Source organism: Bacillus sp. 2D03 (assembly GCF_003946765.1).
GTDB lineage: Bacteria > Bacillota > Bacilli > Bacillales > Bacillaceae_G > Bacillus_A > Bacillus_A cereus.
Map to the genome: position 1 here is coordinate 154244 of NZ_RPSJ01000010.1, position 16234 is coordinate 170477.

Below are 16234 nucleotides of genomic sequence, written 5' to 3' on the forward strand. Positions count from 1 at the left end.
CGTAACCCAAATAACGCAAAAAGAAAACGTGAAGCATATTAATAGCGTCTTTTTGCGTTATTTTTTATACTAAAGAAAAAGCAACATAATTTGGAGGAACTATACATGAATCTTTCCGTAACAAAAGAAGCAGCACAATGGTATAAAAATGAATTAAACTTACAATCAAATGAAACACTACGCTTTTTCGTACAATACGGTGGTTGCAGTACTGTGCAAAAAGGACTTTCTTTAGGGATTCGTAAAGATGATCCTGCACATCCTGCTGTTCAAATTCAAGAAGAAGGTATTAACTTCTTTATTGAAGGCGATGATGAATGGTTCTTCGATGGACATAATTTATCTGTTACACTTAACGAAGGTGACGACTTCCCACAATTTAATTATGAAAAATAAAAAAACGTGGCTTCTGCCACGCTTTTTTATTTTTTCTTAATTTCCTCATATTTCGTATACCACTCAGGATATAACTTTTTAAATGATACAGGGCGGAACCCTTCTTTTTTCGCACAAATATTCGTCGTACTTGCAGTAATACAAAGTTCACCATCACCATTATATATTTCATATCCATATACAACGCGAAGTGGGCTCACAGTATCTACCCATGTTTTTACGATTGCTTTTTCTCCGTAACGCATCGCTTTACGGTATGAAATTTGTAAATCTAACACAGGAGAAATAATTCCTTCTTTCTCCATTTCAACATATGAAAAACCTAAATCTTGTATAAGTTTCGTGCGACCTAACTCAAGCCACACTAAGTAGTTTGAATGGTAAACAACACCCATTTGATCTGTTTCCGCATAACGGATTTCAACTTCATGTTCTGCTACAAACATATGTATATTCGCCTTCTTTCACTTCTGCTACCTTGCATACATTTAATCATAATACAGTGACATCAAAAATAAAATAAAAATAGTGAATCTTTTCCCGAAAGGAGCAAGCATATGATTCAAATTGTAACGGTTCGTAGCGGTGATAGCGTATATAGCTTGGCATCAAAATATGGATCAACACCTGACGAAATAGTAAAAGACAATGGACTAAATCCCGCTGAAACGCTCGTTGTTGGTCAGGCACTTATCGTTAATACGAAAGGAAATAATTATTATGTACAGCCTGGTGACAGCCTCTATCGGATTTCTCAAACATATAATGTCCCCCTCGCTAGTTTAGCTAAAGTTAATAATTTATCTTTAAAATCTATTCTCCATGTCGGACAACAATTATATGTACCAAAAGGCACAAAACGATCTGTAGAATCCATCGCTTATTTACAACCTTCCACTATACCGATTAAAGAAAGTTTAGTTAATGCTACACGTGCCATCAATCCATTTTTAACATATTTAGCTTATTTTAGTTTTGAGGCAAAAAGAGATGGCACATTAAAAGAACCTACTGAAACAGCTAAAATTGCTAATATTGCAACGCAAGGGCAAACAATCCCTATGCTCGTTATTACAAATATTGAAAATGGTAATTTCAGTGCCGATCTAACATCGGTTATTTTACGCGACGCAACGATTCAAAACAAATTTATTACTAACATTTTGCAAACAGCTGAAAAATATGGCATGCGAGACATTCATTTCGATTTCGAGAGTGTAGCACCCGAAGACCGCGAGGCGTATAATCGCTTTTTACGAAATGTAAAAATTCGCTTACCTAGCGGGTACACATTAAGCACAACTCTCGTACCGAAAACAAGTTCAAATCAAAAGGGAAAGTTTTTCGAAGCCCATGATTATAAAGCGCAAGGGCAAATTGTTGATTTCGTCGTCATTATGACATATGACTGGGGTTGGCAGGGCGGGCCACCAATGGCAATCTCTCCTATCGGTCCTGTAAAAGAAGTACTTCAATACGCAAAATCTCAAATGCCTCCCCAAAAAATTATGATGGGGCAAAACTTATACGGATTCGATTGGAAACTTCCGTTCAAACAAGGGAATCCACCAGCAAAAGCAGTTAGCTCTGTCGCAGCTGTTGCACTTGCTCGTAAATATAATGTTCCTATCCGCTATGATTTCACAGCTCAAGCTCCACATTTTAATTACTTTGACGAAAATGGCGTACAACATGAAGTTTGGTTTGAAGATGCGAGGTCTATTCAAAGTAAATTCAATTTAATGAAAGAGCAGGGCATTGGCGGTATTAGTTATTGGAAGATTGGCTTGCCATTTCCACAAAATTGGCGTTTACTTGTTGAAAACTTTACGATTACGAAAAAGGGCTGACAAAAGTCAGCCCTTTTTGTACATTTTGTTAAGATTCATCTTTGATTTCACTTTTTAATGAGTCAATACTTTCTAAACGTCTTTGATTTTTTGCTTCAATAGCAGCACGATCTTTTTCATTAGAAAGTTCCGCTGTTTCTTTTGCTTCATTAAAGTTATCAACTGTATTTTGCACCATTTCTTGTAACTTTTCAGCGTTGTCACTTCGATTATCTGGATTTGGCATGTACTTCCCTCCTAATATTGTATATACACACCATCTTAAATTACCTATCTTTCCTCAAATTTATACATAAAAAAGGAGAATGTAATATTCTCCTTTTCTTTAACCATTATCAACAATCGGTTGTTTACCTGTTTGATCTTGCATTTGCTTTCCTTTATTTCCACCAGCTTTTTTTGATTGTGTTCCAATATGATTCGGTGCAAAGTCTTTTGAATTTTTTTTCGGATTACCCATTACTATCGCCTCCTTAACACTAGTATCGTACTAGTGTTAAGAATTATTCAGCTTGCTTAAAAAGTTTCATTTCATAACGTTTTTCAATGCGCTCTTCAATGCGATCAATTGCCTCACGATCGCTTAATAATTGTTGTTTATTTTCATTTACAAGTTCTTCAAACGATTTACGGCGACTTCTTCTCATGTTGTTCACCCTCTCTCCTTCGCTTTCTTATTACATAGTATGAGCAAACAAAAAACTCTTTAATCAGATTTGCAAGAAAATTTTATGTTTTAGTACTCCTAAAAAAACTCCGTGTACAATATATTGCACACGGAGTTTTTTATACCATAATATTTAAATACTCTTTCAACTTTTCATCTGCATTCATTTCATTTTCTTTATAATCATGAAGCGCCTGTAATACAAAATCATACTGCTCTAAAATATAACTTTCTAATTTCATAACATCCTCTAAGCTATTAAGCATAATTCTCGTATTACCAACTTCACTTTTTAACGCCGGTTCACATTTTAAACTTGTACATATTTCTTTCACATCTTCTTCTAATATCTCTGTTAATACATATTTCTTTCGCCCTTTTACCTTTAATCTCATAACTGGATAAAAAGCTTTTATATCTAAATAACTTCCTACGTTCATACAACGTAGCCATTCTACATTACGTTTATTACATGCAAGTATTTCTTTGACCGCTTCATATACCGCAGTTTCATCAAGCATAGCCTTATTTACTTTTCGTTTCCCTTCTTCTTCAATAGCTGCACACTTTTGATAAACAGCAGCACACGTAATGCAATCGTCAAATGCATTATGAGAGCTTAAACGAATTCCCAGCATTCGTTTTAACGTTTCAAGTTTATGATTAGGCGCATGCTTCATGTATTTCTTTGCTAAAAATACAGTATCAATTACTTTATTTTTAGGTTCAGGCAACCCAAGCATATTTACATTACTTTTCAAAAAGCGCATATCAAAAGAAGCATTATGGGCCACAATAACATTTGTATGTAAAAATGCTAAAAATAAAGGTAACACTTCTTCAATCGTCGGTGCATCTGAAACGCGATAATTAGTAATACCTGTTAAACTCGTTATTCGGTCCGGAATTGGCCGCTCTGGATTCACGTATGAAACAAATTGATCTACTAATTCATGATTACGATATTTCACTGCTGCAACTTGAATAATTTTATCATTATAAGGGTTAAATCCTGTTGTTTCAAAATCAATTACAACATAATCTAACGGTAAGGATACATTCCCCACTCCATACACTCCTTTATCTCTAAACGTTTATATTTCTTACATCATATCATGAAGTTATTACTACTTGAAAAAGAAAAGGCAGAAATGGGAACTCTCCACCTCTACCTTTTCACCATTATTTTAATTTAGCAACTCTTTTCTCCATCTCTTTTTGCGTCATCGGCCCAATAAACTTATCTTGAATGACACCTTTTGTATCTATAAAATACGAAGTTGGAATCGTAATTACTTTATACGCTGTTGTCACATCAATGTTCTTGTCCAATAAAATAGGAAAAGTAATTCCTTTTTCTTTAGCAAAATTGCTTACCTTTTCTACTCCCCCACCTTTTTCTGAAGGCGTATAATTTATTGCTAAAATTTCTACGTTCTCTTTATGTTCTTTATAGAAAGCTTCCATATCCGGCATTTCTTGCTGACATGGTCCACACCACGTTGCCCAAAAGTTTACAATCACTTTCTTTCCTTTTAAATCTGATAACTTTACATTCGTTCCATCTAAATTCGTTAATGTAAAGTCTGGTGCACTCTTCCCTATTTCAATACCATTACTTGCAATCATCTCTTTCATAGCAGCTTCACTTTTTTCTTGCTTCACTTTTACCGCCTGCTCTTTATGACCAAACTGTTCATAAGCTGCATATCCCGCTAAACAAAGTAACACTACAATAATCGTAAGCTTCCGCCACATTTTATATCACCCTAACGTATTATCTTCTTTTAACACATTCATCAAAATACTATATACCTTATTTTAGCTTATACGGACAAGCTTGGAAATATTCACAATCGAAATAATTAGAATATTCTTATTAAAAGTGCAATTTTATCATATAATTAGAAAAGCAGATGAAGTGTTGCTTATCTAATTATGGACCCATTCACCTTTTTCCTCTCATAGTTATAAACCTACAACAAAAGGGGATTGTTTATGAATTCATTCGAAAAAACAACATTATATATTCTTAGTTTTCTTTTATACCCAGTCGGTATTATTACATGGATCATTTCACTCTTTAGTAAAGATCTTGAAAAAAAGAAAATAGGACGTATTTGTCTCTACGTCTCTCTAGTCTCATTCGTCCTTTTCTTAATTCTTGGAATTGCCACTTTCCTTATGACTGCTACTTTTAACGTTGATCTAAATCACTCCGAATCTATCGAGTATCAACTAAATGACACTGAATAAAGATTAGAGCATTGCTCTTATCTTTATTCACATCTCTTAAAAAATGAATGACTATGTATTAATTTTTCTGGACCCTCACATGCAACAATATTTCCTTCTTTCATTATGACAATACGATCTGCTAGTACCACCCTCTCTACATCATGTGTTGCCACAATTCTCGTTACATCTCTTCCTATCCCTTCAATCATATTCCAAACCAGTTCTTGATTGCCCGGATCTAACCCAGCCGTCGGTTCATCTAAAATAATAAGAGTTGGATTTGATACAATCGCGCGCAATAATGCAAGACGTTTTCTTTCGCCTCCCGAAAACTCTTCACCGCTTTTATGTAGCACAGTTTGACTCCCTTCAGGTAACCCTCTAATAATCGGCGTTACATTTATAAGTTCACTATTTTTTTCTAACTGATTTTCTAAACCCTCTTCCCCGAAATACATATTCTCTGTTACCGTCGTTCGGAAAAAACGTGGTTCTTGCCACACTGTAGTCATACGAGCTTCATTACCATAATAAGCAATGCTACCGTTAGATGGTTTATACAAGCCCGTTATTAACTTTAAAAGCGTTGTTTTTCCTGCACCGCTTTCTCCCACAATCATAACGAGTTCACCAGGACGAATTTGCAAATTAATATTATGAATTCTGCATTTCTCTTCGTCATTCTCCTGAAATGAAACATTTGTTATCCTGATCCCCATCGCTCTTTCTACATTGCTATCTACTGCTCGTTTATTTAAAAAGCAAAAAGCTCTATTTGCCGAAGCGACTGCAACTTGTGTCATTATTAATAAATCGCCCACATAACGGACAGGGAAAAAGAGCATCTCAATTGTCGCTAACACTGCAATGAGTGAACCAACTTCTATTTCTCCCCTCATTATTTTTTGTGCACCTATAATGAGAACAACAATATATGCTCCTGTTTCAATCACCGTTCCAACTACTCCAATGCAATGTTGCATCATCGTCTTCTTTACTTCTGATTTATACGATTGTGCCGTTACTCTTTTAAATAAGCGAATTGCCCATTTTTCTTTTTGTAAACTCCGCAAATCTTGTATCCCCTTTACAAACTGTGACACCATCTCTACAACACTTGAGTGATTTTTTTGAGAAACGCTTGCAATATCTCTTACCTTTTCTCCCATCAGTATTGGAACAATTGTACTTAAAAATAAAAACGGAGTTACCCACAATATAAACTGTATATCTATATGTTGTAGTGCTATGAAAGCTCCAATAAATTGGGCAATAGCGTGTATATATTCTATTAATATAGAGCCATATAATCTGACCCAGTTCGGAATATCAGACACGACCAAAGTTTCTAACTCTCCTTGTTTGATTTTCTCACTCTCTTCAAACGGTAATAGGAAAAATTGGCGCAATACATCTATACGCTTCTCTCGTAATATTCGCTGACTCGCTTTTGAGCTTACATAATCAAATGAAAGATTGTTCACCCACATCAACAAACGGCTAGCTGTAAACAAAGTAATGTAAAGATACGCTCCTTTCAGCTCTCGTTGAATCAGGTTATCTACAATTAGTCCCATGAATAGTGGACGGGAGAGATTTAAAATAGCTGCAAAAAGCCCACTGCATACAGCTGCTATTACTAATATTTTTTCTTTCTGTAACGGTAACAAAATTCTTTTATATTCTTTCATGACGTTTCCTCCATTGTTTATAGTAAAAAGAAAGGGATGAAACCAAATGGTTTCATCCCTTTCCATAAAATAAGGAAGCTAACAATTGTTAGCTTCCTTATCATTCATTTCAATTATTTAGTTCGACACTTTAGACTCTTCAATTTTCTCACGAAGAACCATTTGCAGAATACCACCGTGACGGTAGTAGTCAATTTCAACTTCACTATCGAAACGAGCTACTACTTCAAATTGTTTTTCGTTGCCATCTAGATCAGTTGCAACTACTTTTACAAGATCGCGTGGTCTAACTGTTTTGTCAATTTGAATTTCAAATGACTCGTTACCAACAAGACCTAACGTTTCAGCGCTTTCGCCATCTTTAAATTGAAGTGGTAACACACCCATTAACACTAAGTTACTGCGGTGAATACGCTCGAAGCTTTCTGCGATTACTGCTTTAATACCTAATAAATTTGTACCTTTTGCAGCCCAGTCACGAGAACTTCCCATACCGTAATCTTTACCAGCAACAACTAAAAGGCCTGTGCCATCTTCTTTATATTTCATAGCAGCATCATAGATAGATGTTACTTCACCAGTTGGCCAATATGTTGTATATCCGCCTTCTGTTCCTGGTGCGATTTGGTTTTTAATACGGATGTTCGCGAATGTACCACGCATCATAACTTCATGGTTACCACGACGAGAACCGTAAGAGTTGAAGTCAACTGGTTGTACGCCGTTTTCTAATAAGTAGCGTCCAGCTGGTGTGTGCTTACCGATTGAACCTGCTGGTGAAATGTGGTCTGTCGTTACAGAGTCACCAAATTTACCAACTACGCGTAAGCCTGATAACGTTTCAACTTCACCTGGCTCTTTAGATAATCCTTCAAAGAATGGTGGGTTTTGAATGTATGTTGAATCATTATCCCAAGTATATAAAGCTTCATTTGAAGTTTGGATTTCATTCCAACGCTCATTGCTATTAAATACTTGTGCATATTCTTTCTTGAACAGTTCAGATGTAACAACGCTTTGAACTACATCTTCAATTTCTTTAGCTGATGGCCAAATATCGTTGAAGTAAACAGCATTGCCATTTGCATCTTTACCAATTTCATCATTTTTCAGGTCAATATCAACAGTACCTGCAAGTGCATATGCCACAACAAGTGGTGGTGATGCTAAGTAGTTCGCTTTTACAAGCGGGTGAATACGACCTTCAAAGTTACGGTTACCAGATAAAACAGATGTTACTAGTAAATCGTTTGCTGCGATTGCTTCTTCTAATTCTGGCGCTAATGGGCCAGAGTTACCGATACAAGTCGTACAGCCGTAACCAACTGTTTGGAAACCTAATTGATCTAAATATGTTGTTAAGCCTGATTTATCTAAGTACTCAGTAACAACTTTAGATCCTGGTGCTAATGATGTTTTTACGTACTCAGGTACTTTAAGTCCTTTTTCAATTGCTTTCTTCGCAACTAAACCTGCCCCAATTAATACGTATGGGTTTGATGTATTTGTACAACTTGTAATTGCAGCAATTGCAATTGCACCTGTTTTCATCGTTACTTCTTTATCTTCTAATGTAACCTTCACTTCTTTATCGAACTCTTGCTCATTAAATCCAAGTCCTTGTGTTCCAACTGGTGCTACAACAGCTTTGTGGAACGCATCTTTCATATCTGAAAGTGGAATTAAATCTTGTGGGCGTTTCGGTCCAGAAAGGTTAGATTCAATTGTATTTAAATCAATTTCAACAAGATCAGTGTAAATTGGATCTTTGCTGTCTGCTGTATAGAATAAACCGTTCGCTTTACAGTATTCTTCAACAACGCGAATTTGCTCTTCATCTCTACCTGTTAAACGTAAGTATTCTAATGAAATATCGTCGATTGGGAAGAATCCACAAGTTGCGCCGTATTCTGGTGCCATGTTTGAAATTGTTGCACGGTCAGCTAAAGGCATACTCTTTAGTCCGTTACCGAAGAACTCAACGAATTTACCAACTACACCTTTTTGACGTAATACTTGCGTTACTTTTAATGCAACGTCAGTTGCTGTAGTACCACTTGGAAGTGTACCGGTTAATTTCACACCGATTACTTCAGGTACTGGGAAGTATGAAGGCTGTCCAAGCATCCCTGCTTCTGCTTCAATACCACCAACGCCCCATCCAAGAACACCGATACCATTAATCATTGTTGTATGTGAGTCTGTTCCAACTAATGAATCTGGGTATGCAACTAAGTCACCTTCAGCATTTTTCACAGCATGAACAACTGGTGCTAAATATTCAAGGTTTACTTGGTGTACAATACCTGTAGCTGGTGGAACTGCACGATAGTTATCAAATGATTTTTGTGCCCAGCTTAAAAATTTATAACGTTCTTCATTACGTTTAAACTCTAAGTCCATGTTGAATGCAAGCGCGTCTGCCGTACCCGCTCTATCAACCTGTACAGAGTGATCAATTACAAGATCTACAGTAATTTCCGGATTAATTTTATCAGGATCCCCACCCATGTCTGCCATTGCTTTACGAAGCGAAGCCAAATCAACAACAGCTGGAACACCAGTGAAATCTTGTAAAATTACACGAGATGGTTTAAATGGAACATCGATATCTTGCACATCTTTCGTTCCCCATTTCGCTAAATTTGTAACATGCTCTTCTGTGATTACACGTCCGTCTACTTGACGAAGTACTGATTCAAGTAAAACTTTCACGGAATATGGTAATTGAGATACGTTGCCAACCCCTGCGTTTTCAAGCGCTTTCAAATCATAATAATGATACGTTTTTCCATCTACTTCAAAAGTTGCGCGTGATTGAAATGGATTATGTTTGACCATTATGTTTCCCCCCTGTTAAACGTGACTAAGTTGTCTGAATATAAAATGTAGACAAACTTTTCAATACCTTACGATAATATCTTATTACAACTTTCTAAATAAGTAAATAATAAGAAACTTATAGATTATCATAAGTTTTCTTTATGTTTCTAAATTTGAATAGTGTTCATGTTCCTTATGAATACTATTACCATAAAGTAAAGTGCTCTATTAGCGCTTTCTTTACAGTTCATACATACTATGAACTGCTCATCATGCAACTTATAAAAAAAAGTTATAGAGGTGAAATAAAATGGGTAAAAGAAAAGCAAATCATACTATTTCAGGAATGAATGCGGCATCTGCACAAGGACAAGGCGCTGGTTATAACGAAGAGTTTGCAAATGAAAACTTAACTGCTGCAGAACGACAAAATAATAAGAAACGCAAAAAGAATCAGTAACGAAAAATCCCAAAAGGTTCATTTTCCTTTTGGGATTTTTTCTAATGTTTATAACGTAGTAATTCCGAAACCGTTACAAATCGATATCCTTGTTTTTTTAGCTCAGGTAAAATTTTTGCTAGCGCTGCTACTGTTTGACTACGATCATTTCCTCCATCATGTAACAATACGATATCGCCACTTTTAGCATTTTTTACTACATGATTTACGATAGATTCAACCCCTGGATTTGCCCAATCACGCGGGTCTTGATGCCACGACCATAGAACGGTTTGATAACCAGCTTCTTTCGCTGTTTTAAATACAGCATCGTTAATATATCCGCCAGGAGGACGGAATAGCAAAGGTTCTTTCACCCATTTTTCGAAAAATTTCTTTCCATCTAAAATATCATTTTCTAATTTTTCATCTGATGAATTACTCGCATACAAATGATTCATCGTATGATTTCCAATTTCATGTCCCTCTTTTAACACCTGTTTCACTAAATATGGATTGCGCTGCACTCGAAATCCAATCATAAAAAATGTTGCTTCTGCTTTATATTGACGTAATAAATGTAAAACTTGCGGTGTATAAGTTGGATCTGGGCCATCATCAAATGTAATGGCAATAATCTTTTCATTATTAGGTACTTCCCACGTTACATAGCCAGTTGGTTCTAGCTCTTTTCTGAGCAACATTTTCGCTTCCACTTTTTCAACTTGAAATATATGTACTGCGCATAATAAAGAAAAAACGAATAGAAAAATTTTCTGTTTTCGCATAATGTTCATTAAAGTAAGAGGTTGTCAAATACACAACAACCTCATTTACTTTTCTAATTGATCTACATGTTGCATAATATTTTGGAGATTATTTTCGTATTGCTCAAGTTGTGGGCGTTGTGTTTCAGAAGCTACTTCTAACGCATTTTGAATCTGTTCATACGCCTCCTGAACCTCTTGGCGTAACTCTTTTAAATCATGACCGTAGTTTGGATCATTTTTCACAATGTTGTTATATGCATGTTCTGCTTGTGTAACTCCTTGCTGCGCTGCTTGAAAAGCTTGCTGTTTATCTTTATGATATGGCATTATATAATCCCCTTTCCATAATAGTTAGTCCCAATTATCTTTACCTTTTTTTCTAAAAACATTCTCGTATAAATTTGCAAACTTCTCTCATTCTAAAGAGAAAGAGGAGGTGTCACATACAATGAGCAAAAACAATCGTGAAGCAAAAGAAAAAAAGGGACAACCTGAACCATTAAGCGGATCTCATAAAGTAAAAAACCGTAACCATTCACGCCAAAAACATCATGCACATCATGATATGTAAAACAAAAGGTTCACAATAGCTGCCTTTACCACATACAATGTTTATATTTTTCCATTTATTCTTCACCCCTACTTCATTCATGCATAACATAGTATGAATTGAGATTTTACGGAGGGTGTCTTACATGGGCAAGAAAAAGAAGGATTGTCTTTTTCATGTTGATGGTTTCGAAGAATGGATGGATCAGTTTTGTTCTGACTCTTGTAGTAACTTTAGTTTCCCAAATCAAATTCATATTGACCTTTGCGAAACTGAACAAGAATACATTTTGGAAACAGATGTACCAAATGCCAATGAACAAAATGTAGTCATTAAAAAGATGGAGACAGGCCTAAACATTTGCATACTTCATAAAAACATTTCTTTGCAGCGAACTATTCCTTTACCCGCTAATGTTATTTATAAGAAGATGCTAGCCTGCTTAGAGAATGGTTTTTTGGCCATTCATATTTCCAAAAATGAAGTTGCTGATAAACATGAAAAGAAAGTTCTTTTTTCAAATTAAGAGTTAATATAATACAAACATAAGCCCCAGTTGGTTACTGGGGCTTATGTTATTTCGCATGCATCTCTATATTAGAATTTCTATCATATCTTTTTTTCGATAAACCTTTTGTAACTAAAAGCACAGGAAATGCCACAGTTGAAAATATAGCTAGTGCTGAAAATACTGCAAACCCATTTTGGTACCCGTAGTAATCGAGAAGTACTCCTCCAAACCACGGACCTATTACTGCTCCAATTCCCGAAAAACCCATCGCACCGAAGTATGTTCCTTTTAGATGCGCAACAGCAATATCATCAATAAATACATCCGTCATTGAAAACATTAAGACTTCTCCAATTGTAAAAATAATTGTACAAACGGCAGCACCTAGCAGAGATTCTACTACTCCAAATCCAAATAATCCTCCGCTCACAAATAAAGTTCCCACCATAATGGATACTAACGGTGTATACTTTTTACAAATTTGAATAACAGGGTATTGAATTACGACTACAACAATCGCATTTAAAGCTAGCATATATGAAAATAATTTCACTCCATCCTGAAATATATGTGCATTTGCAAAATATTGAGATACTGTTGTCGTTAAATGAGAAAAACCACAATTACTCAAAATAATACCAACTAGTGCAACTAAAAATACGACATCCTTTCGCAAAATACGAATTGCCTTTAACATTGTGACAGGCTTTTCTGTATTTACTTTCTTTTTTTCAATCGGATACTTCTTAAATTGGAACGCTAATATAGCTGTATATAAAATGTATACTCCAGCTGCTACTAAAAATGGAATTGTTGATTTTGCGCTTCCAATCTGTAACCCGACAAGTGGGCCAATCGCTACTCCAACATTGATTGCACCGTAACGCAAATTATATACGAGTAAACGATACTCAGGTTTCGTTAAATCTGATAATAACGCTCTTGATGTTGGCTCAAAAAATGACCTACATAATCCATTCAAAGCATTTAATAAAAAGAAACTTAAAACATGATCTGCAAGTGAAAAACCAATGAATACAAAGACCCAAACGATCATGGACCATATTATAATCATATTTCGACCGAATCGATCTGATAAATTCCCTCCGATAAAACTAGCAAACACTCCAACAAGTGCACTCGTTCCGATAATAGCACCTGTCATTCCAGCTGATACACCTTTCACAGTCGTTAAATAAATTGCTAAAAAAGGAATACTCATTGACGTGGCGAACCTCGCAAATAAAGTCCCTATTATAATTGTCATTCCTAACGGATGAATATTTTGCAACTTCCCCTTCATCTTAAAAACCTACTCTCCCTGTTCTTACATAAAAAAAGAAAGCAAAGGATCTGCTTTCTTTTCCCTTTTTATACTTGCGCTGTTGATACCCGCGCTGTTCTCGTTATATCCATATCTATGCCATATGTAAACTGTAATTCTTTACAAACATCTTTAATTAATATTGCAACATTATATTTCTCATTAAATTGTAAAACGATGTTCTCCACTTCTTCATATGTATACTTATATTCGCCTGTAATGACACTTTTTAGATCAAAGCATTCGTTAATACAAAGTTGTACAAGTAGCTGGTCATATTTCTCTATTACATCTTCTTTCTTCCAAAGTAACTCTTTTACATATAACCGATCAAACTTCACACTTTCTCGATTACAATCCGTTAAAATCCGGGTCATTTCATTTAATTCTCGATACAATTCAGAAATATTTTTGCTTAAACTAAGCAGTTTATCTACGCCATTTTCATATAACATATTTATTCCACCCCCGCATTTTCTTCTTATTATAGCAAGAAAATTCTAAAAATAGTTTCTTTCTTCTGAAATATTAGGAAACTAATTTCAATTGCTTTACAATGAAACTAGTTAATGCGAGAGGAGAAAGAAAATTGGAGCACAAATTATATTACACTGACGCTTATAAGCAAGAATTTACTACTAAAATTATAAAGCAAGATTATGATAAAGACGGTAACTTATACGTTGTTTTAAACGAAACCGCATTTTATCCGACTGGTGGCGGACAACCACATGACACTGGAACTTTAAATGGTATTGCTGTACTTGATGTTGAAGAAGTCGACGAAGAAATCCGCCACTTCATTGCAGAACAATTACACACAGAAGACGTAGAAGGTAAAATCAATTGGGAGCGCCGGTTTGATCATATGCAGCAACATGCAGCTCAGCACATTTTATCTGCTGCTTTTTGGGACTATTTCAACATACCTACGATTGGATTCCATCTTGGAAAAGAAACGATAACAATTGATTTAGAAACAGAAAATCTGCATGCAGAAACGGTTGAAAAGGCAGTACAAATTGCCAATAAAATCGTTTTTGAAAACCACCCAATCCGTATAGAGTGGATGAACTTAGAAGAAGCAAAAACATTACCTCTTCGTAAAGAACCAACTATGACAGAGAATATACGTGTTGTTATTATCGAAAATTACGACTACAATGGCTGTGGTGGAACCCATCCGAAATGCACTGGTGAAGTTGGTCCTATTCAAGTACTAGGATGGGAGCGCAATAAAGGTGGTATACGCTTAACCTTTATCGCTGGTTGGCGTACACTTAAATTAATGGGGCAACAGCAACAAATTATGAAAGATGTTTCCAAACAATTAAACAGTAGCGAAACTGATATCCCAGCAAAAGTAGCACAGCTTCTTACCTCTCAAAAGGAAAACGAAAAAACAATACAAACAATGAATGAAAAATTATTATTTGCAGAGGCAAATGAATTACTGCAACAGCCCACCGAAATACATGCTGGGTTACTTATTTCTAAAGCATTTACAGATCGTTCTATGCAAGAAATTGCAAAACTATCAGCTATCATTACAGAACAACAAGAGCATGCAATTACGTATTTCGTCATCGAAAATGATGACAAACTACAATGTATTCTCGCTTGCGGAAAAACAGTAACGCTCGATATGAATGCTCTTTTAAAAGATGCTCTTCCTGCAATTGAAGGAAAAGGTGGCGGAAATAAAAAGAGTGCACGCGGCGGCGGAAAAGCGGTGATGAACGGGGACGAGTTTTTAAATCAGCTTGTCTCTTCTTTACAGTCAGCAGTGTAAAACATGTTTATGAAGGATAGCTAACGGCTATCCTTCAACTATATTTACAGGCCTATATGTTGTTTCAACCCTTGATAACTTCCTGCATTTGCAAAACCGCCACTTATAAGATTGATAAAAGTTTCCGAAAAACCATAATAACTTAATTCGTTAATCGGTACCATTTGCACATCATGAATCGGATTATGATCGAACTCGTTAGAAGGTAGTGTAATTTCACCTTCAATCCTTTCAAGCAGAAACGTAATATGTAACAAAGATGGACTAGCATCTGGTTTATCACAAACATAGAGTAGCTTCTTAATTTTAACTTCTAATCCCGTTTCTTCTCTCATTTCTCGAATCATCGCTTCTTCTAACGTTTCACCATTCTCTACCCTTCCTCCAGGTAAAGACCAATCGCGATTAGCCACTTTTTGCTTTACTAGCAATACTTTTTCATCTTCAATTAAAATTCCCGTAACACGAACTTGCATTACATTTTCCATATGTAATCTCCTCTTCCTGTTATATTTACAAATTAATCCTTCCACAAAGAGAACATACGTTTTATAATTAAAGAAAATTATGGAAGAAAGAAGTTGTTATATTCATGCGTCCACCTTTAACAAAATCTATATCACTTGAAGATTTTCAAAACTATTATTGGTTAAAAGCAGAACTGCAAACATTTTGTCGCGAGCATGGTTTGCCAGCTAGTGGCTCTAAGACCGAAATAACCGAGCGTATCTCACATTATTTAACTACGGGGAAAGTCTTAAAAAACAGCTCTGTGCAAAAAGTGAGCAAAGCTCCCCTCTCTTATAAAGACCTTTCTCTTCAAACGATTATTACTAAAAATCACCGCTGTAGCGAAGGTGTTCGTGCTTTTTTCAAAGAAAAAATCGGAACAAACTTCCGCTTTACAGTAGCTCTTCAAAAGTTTTTTAAAGAGAATGTTGGAAAAACATATGAAGATGCGATAACATTTTGGTATGAAGAAAACGAACGAAAAAAAGATCCTACTTATAAAACAACGATCAGCGCGCAATTTGAATACAATCGCTTTACTCGGGACTTTTTCGAAGATCCAAATAATAAAGGAAAAGCAAAAGCTGATGCGATTGCTGCTTGGAATGAAATAAAAACAAAACCTGGTAGCAATGCTTATGTTCCTCAAAAAGTAGAAAACTAGAGTGAATTC

General features: G+C 35.6%; 21 protein-coding genes. 8 read left to right on the forward strand and 13 right to left on the reverse strand.

Features of this window, described 5'->3' with window-relative positions:
• The first annotated feature begins 105 nt into the window (after positions 1-105).
• Positions 106-396 carry a HesB/YadR/YfhF family protein gene (locus EBQ15_RS21630; RefSeq protein WP_001054453.1) on the forward strand — a complete coding sequence of 97 codons (291 nt, stop codon included), beginning with the start codon at positions 106-108 and terminating at the stop codon, positions 394-396.
• A 26-nt stretch (positions 397-422) separates the two neighbouring features.
• Here the strand turns inward: EBQ15_RS21630 and EBQ15_RS21635 are convergent, their stop codons facing one another.
• Positions 423-842 carry an acyl-CoA thioesterase gene (locus tag EBQ15_RS21635; RefSeq protein WP_000495813.1) on the reverse strand — a complete coding sequence of 140 codons (420 nt, stop codon included), beginning with the start codon at positions 840-842 and terminating at the stop codon, positions 423-425.
• A 111-nt stretch (positions 843-953) separates the two neighbouring features.
• On the opposite strand from EBQ15_RS21635, the gene EBQ15_RS21640 reads away from it, so the two are divergent.
• Entirely contained in the window at positions 954-2246 is a 1293-nt protein-coding gene (locus tag EBQ15_RS21640; RefSeq protein ID WP_000614865.1) for a glycoside hydrolase family 18 protein, read from the forward strand.
• Positions 2247-2274: 28 nt separating this feature from the next.
• Here EBQ15_RS21640 and tlp read toward each other — a convergent pair whose 3' ends face one another.
• From tlp to EBQ15_RS21665, 5 genes are all read right to left on the reverse strand, one after another.
• Positions 2275-2472 (reverse strand): small acid-soluble spore protein Tlp, encoded by a 198-nt coding sequence (gene tlp, locus EBQ15_RS21645; protein ID WP_001133511.1) that lies wholly within the window; start codon positions 2470-2472, stop codon positions 2275-2277.
• 99 nt (positions 2473-2571) lie between these two features.
• On the reverse strand, positions 2572-2706 hold the full coding sequence (sspN, locus tag EBQ15_RS21650; protein WP_000527987.1) for an acid-soluble spore protein SspN: 135 nt from the start codon (positions 2704-2706) through the stop codon (positions 2572-2574).
• Positions 2707-2749: 43 nt separating this feature from the next.
• Positions 2750-2893 carry an FbpB family small basic protein gene (locus tag EBQ15_RS21655; protein WP_001254703.1) on the reverse strand — a complete coding sequence of 48 codons (144 nt, stop codon included), beginning with the start codon at positions 2891-2893 and terminating at the stop codon, positions 2750-2752.
• Positions 2894-3032: 139 nt separating this feature from the next.
• Positions 3033-3980, reverse strand: coding sequence for a 3'-5' exonuclease (locus tag EBQ15_RS21660; protein ID WP_000528755.1), 948 nt, complete (start codon positions 3978-3980; stop codon positions 3033-3035).
• A 115-nt stretch (positions 3981-4095) separates the two neighbouring features.
• Positions 4096-4671 carry a peroxiredoxin family protein gene (locus tag EBQ15_RS21665; protein WP_000269055.1) on the reverse strand — a complete coding sequence of 192 codons (576 nt, stop codon included), beginning with the start codon at positions 4669-4671 and terminating at the stop codon, positions 4096-4098.
• Positions 4672-4911: 240 nt separating this feature from the next.
• On the opposite strand from EBQ15_RS21665, the gene EBQ15_RS21670 reads away from it, so the two are divergent.
• A complete protein-coding gene (locus EBQ15_RS21670; protein ID WP_001083887.1) occupies positions 4912-5169 on the forward strand; it encodes a hypothetical protein in 258 nt (85 codons plus the stop codon).
• A 23-nt stretch (positions 5170-5192) separates the two neighbouring features.
• Here EBQ15_RS21670 and EBQ15_RS21675 read toward each other — a convergent pair whose 3' ends face one another.
• Entirely contained in the window at positions 5193-6842 is a 1650-nt protein-coding gene (locus EBQ15_RS21675; RefSeq protein WP_000666369.1) for an ABC transporter ATP-binding protein, read from the reverse strand.
• Positions 6843-6959: 117 nt separating this feature from the next.
• Positions 6960-9683 (reverse strand): aconitate hydratase AcnA, encoded by a 2724-nt coding sequence (acnA, locus tag EBQ15_RS21680; protein WP_000238561.1) that lies wholly within the window; start codon positions 9681-9683, stop codon positions 6960-6962.
• Between the two features lie 292 nt (positions 9684-9975).
• Here acnA and sspO point away from each other — a divergent pair, with 292 nt between their 5' ends.
• The gene (gene sspO, locus EBQ15_RS21685) at positions 9976-10125 is read left to right on the forward strand and encodes an acid-soluble spore protein SspO (protein WP_000518051.1); all 150 of its coding nucleotides are present in this window, start codon (positions 9976-9978) and stop codon (positions 10123-10125) included.
• 41 nt (positions 10126-10166) lie between these two features.
• On the opposite strand, the gene pdaB is transcribed toward sspO, so the two are convergent.
• Together pdaB and EBQ15_RS21695 are read right to left on the reverse strand one after the other, a co-directional pair.
• Positions 10167-10892, reverse strand: a complete 726-nt coding sequence (pdaB, locus tag EBQ15_RS21690; protein WP_030027157.1) for a polysaccharide deacetylase family sporulation protein PdaB — start codon at positions 10890-10892, stop codon at positions 10167-10169.
• 45 nt (positions 10893-10937) lie between these two features.
• On the reverse strand, positions 10938-11201 hold the full coding sequence (locus tag EBQ15_RS21695; RefSeq protein ID WP_001146293.1) for a hypothetical protein: 264 nt from the start codon (positions 11199-11201) through the stop codon (positions 10938-10940).
• A 121-nt stretch (positions 11202-11322) separates the two neighbouring features.
• Between EBQ15_RS21695 and EBQ15_RS21700 the strand changes: the two genes are divergently transcribed.
• Together EBQ15_RS21700 and EBQ15_RS21705 are read left to right on the forward strand one after the other, a co-directional pair.
• On the forward strand, positions 11323-11445 hold the full coding sequence (locus EBQ15_RS21700; RefSeq protein WP_000042141.1) for a small acid-soluble spore protein P: 123 nt from the start codon (positions 11323-11325) through the stop codon (positions 11443-11445).
• 124 nt (positions 11446-11569) lie between these two features.
• Positions 11570-11950 (forward strand): Hsp20/alpha crystallin family protein, encoded by a 381-nt coding sequence (locus EBQ15_RS21705; protein WP_000516730.1) that lies wholly within the window; start codon positions 11570-11572, stop codon positions 11948-11950.
• Positions 11951-11999: 49 nt separating this feature from the next.
• Here the strand turns inward: EBQ15_RS21705 and EBQ15_RS21710 are convergent, their stop codons facing one another.
• Positions 12000-13238, reverse strand: coding sequence for an MDR family MFS transporter (locus tag EBQ15_RS21710; protein ID WP_000676829.1), 1239 nt, complete (start codon positions 13236-13238; stop codon positions 12000-12002).
• 68 nt (positions 13239-13306) lie between these two features.
• The gene (locus EBQ15_RS21715) at positions 13307-13714 is read right to left on the reverse strand and encodes a hypothetical protein (RefSeq protein WP_000965133.1); all 408 of its coding nucleotides are present in this window, start codon (positions 13712-13714) and stop codon (positions 13307-13309) included.
• 134 nt (positions 13715-13848) lie between these two features.
• Between EBQ15_RS21715 and EBQ15_RS21720 the strand changes: the two genes are divergently transcribed.
• Positions 13849-15051, forward strand: coding sequence for a serine-tRNA(Ala) deacylase AlaX (locus EBQ15_RS21720; RefSeq protein WP_000400387.1), 1203 nt, complete (start codon positions 13849-13851; stop codon positions 15049-15051).
• 44 nt (positions 15052-15095) lie between these two features.
• Here EBQ15_RS21720 and EBQ15_RS21725 read toward each other — a convergent pair whose 3' ends face one another.
• Positions 15096-15539 carry an NUDIX hydrolase gene (locus EBQ15_RS21725; protein ID WP_000432562.1) on the reverse strand — a complete coding sequence of 148 codons (444 nt, stop codon included), beginning with the start codon at positions 15537-15539 and terminating at the stop codon, positions 15096-15098.
• 104 nt (positions 15540-15643) lie between these two features.
• Here EBQ15_RS21725 and EBQ15_RS21730 point away from each other — a divergent pair, with 104 nt between their 5' ends.
• Positions 15644-16225, forward strand: coding sequence for a DUF6434 domain-containing protein (locus tag EBQ15_RS21730; protein WP_001247745.1), 582 nt, complete (start codon positions 15644-15646; stop codon positions 16223-16225).
• The last annotated feature ends 9 nt before the right edge of the window (positions 16226-16234 follow it).

Bases quoted from the DNA above. Each gene is read 5' to 3' on its own strand.
- EBQ15_RS21630 (WP_001054453.1), top strand. From the start codon at position 106: ATGAATCTTTCCGTAACAAAAGAAGCAGCACAATGGTATAAAAATGAA.
- EBQ15_RS21635 (WP_000495813.1), bottom strand. From the start codon at position 842: ATGTTTGTAGCAGAACATGAAGTTGAAATCCGTTATGCGGAAACAGAT.
- EBQ15_RS21640 (WP_000614865.1), top strand. From the start codon at position 954: ATGATTCAAATTGTAACGGTTCGTAGCGGTGATAGCGTATATAGCTTG.
- tlp (WP_001133511.1), bottom strand. From the start codon at position 2,472: ATGCCAAATCCAGATAATCGAAGTGACAACGCTGAAAAGTTACAAGAA.
- sspN (WP_000527987.1), bottom strand. From the start codon at position 2,706: ATGGGTAATCCGAAAAAAAATTCAAAAGACTTTGCACCGAATCATATT.
- EBQ15_RS21655 (WP_001254703.1), bottom strand. From the start codon at position 2,893: ATGAGAAGAAGTCGCCGTAAATCGTTTGAAGAACTTGTAAATGAAAAT.
- EBQ15_RS21665 (WP_000269055.1), bottom strand. From the start codon at position 4,671: ATGTGGCGGAAGCTTACGATTATTGTAGTGTTACTTTGTTTAGCGGGA.
- EBQ15_RS21670 (WP_001083887.1), top strand. From the start codon at position 4,912: ATGAATTCATTCGAAAAAACAACATTATATATTCTTAGTTTTCTTTTA.
- EBQ15_RS21675 (WP_000666369.1), bottom strand. From the start codon at position 6,842: ATGAAAGAATATAAAAGAATTTTGTTACCGTTACAGAAAGAAAAAATA.
- acnA (WP_000238561.1), bottom strand. From the start codon at position 9,683: ATGGTCAAACATAATCCATTTCAATCACGCGCAACTTTTGAAGTAGAT.
- sspO (WP_000518051.1), top strand. From the start codon at position 9,976: ATGGGTAAAAGAAAAGCAAATCATACTATTTCAGGAATGAATGCGGCA.
- pdaB (WP_030027157.1), bottom strand. From the start codon at position 10,892: ATGCGAAAACAGAAAATTTTTCTATTCGTTTTTTCTTTATTATGCGCA.
- EBQ15_RS21695 (WP_001146293.1), bottom strand. From the start codon at position 11,201: ATGCCATATCATAAAGATAAACAGCAAGCTTTTCAAGCAGCGCAGCAA.
- EBQ15_RS21700 (WP_000042141.1), top strand. From the start codon at position 11,323: ATGAGCAAAAACAATCGTGAAGCAAAAGAAAAAAAGGGACAACCTGAA.
- EBQ15_RS21705 (WP_000516730.1), top strand. From the start codon at position 11,570: ATGGGCAAGAAAAAGAAGGATTGTCTTTTTCATGTTGATGGTTTCGAA.
- EBQ15_RS21710 (WP_000676829.1), bottom strand. From the start codon at position 13,238: ATGAAGGGGAAGTTGCAAAATATTCATCCGTTAGGAATGACAATTATA.
- EBQ15_RS21715 (WP_000965133.1), bottom strand. From the start codon at position 13,714: ATGTTATATGAAAATGGCGTAGATAAACTGCTTAGTTTAAGCAAAAAT.
- EBQ15_RS21725 (WP_000432562.1), bottom strand. From the start codon at position 15,539: ATGGAAAATGTAATGCAAGTTCGTGTTACGGGAATTTTAATTGAAGAT.
- EBQ15_RS21730 (WP_001247745.1), top strand. From the start codon at position 15,644: ATGCGTCCACCTTTAACAAAATCTATATCACTTGAAGATTTTCAAAAC.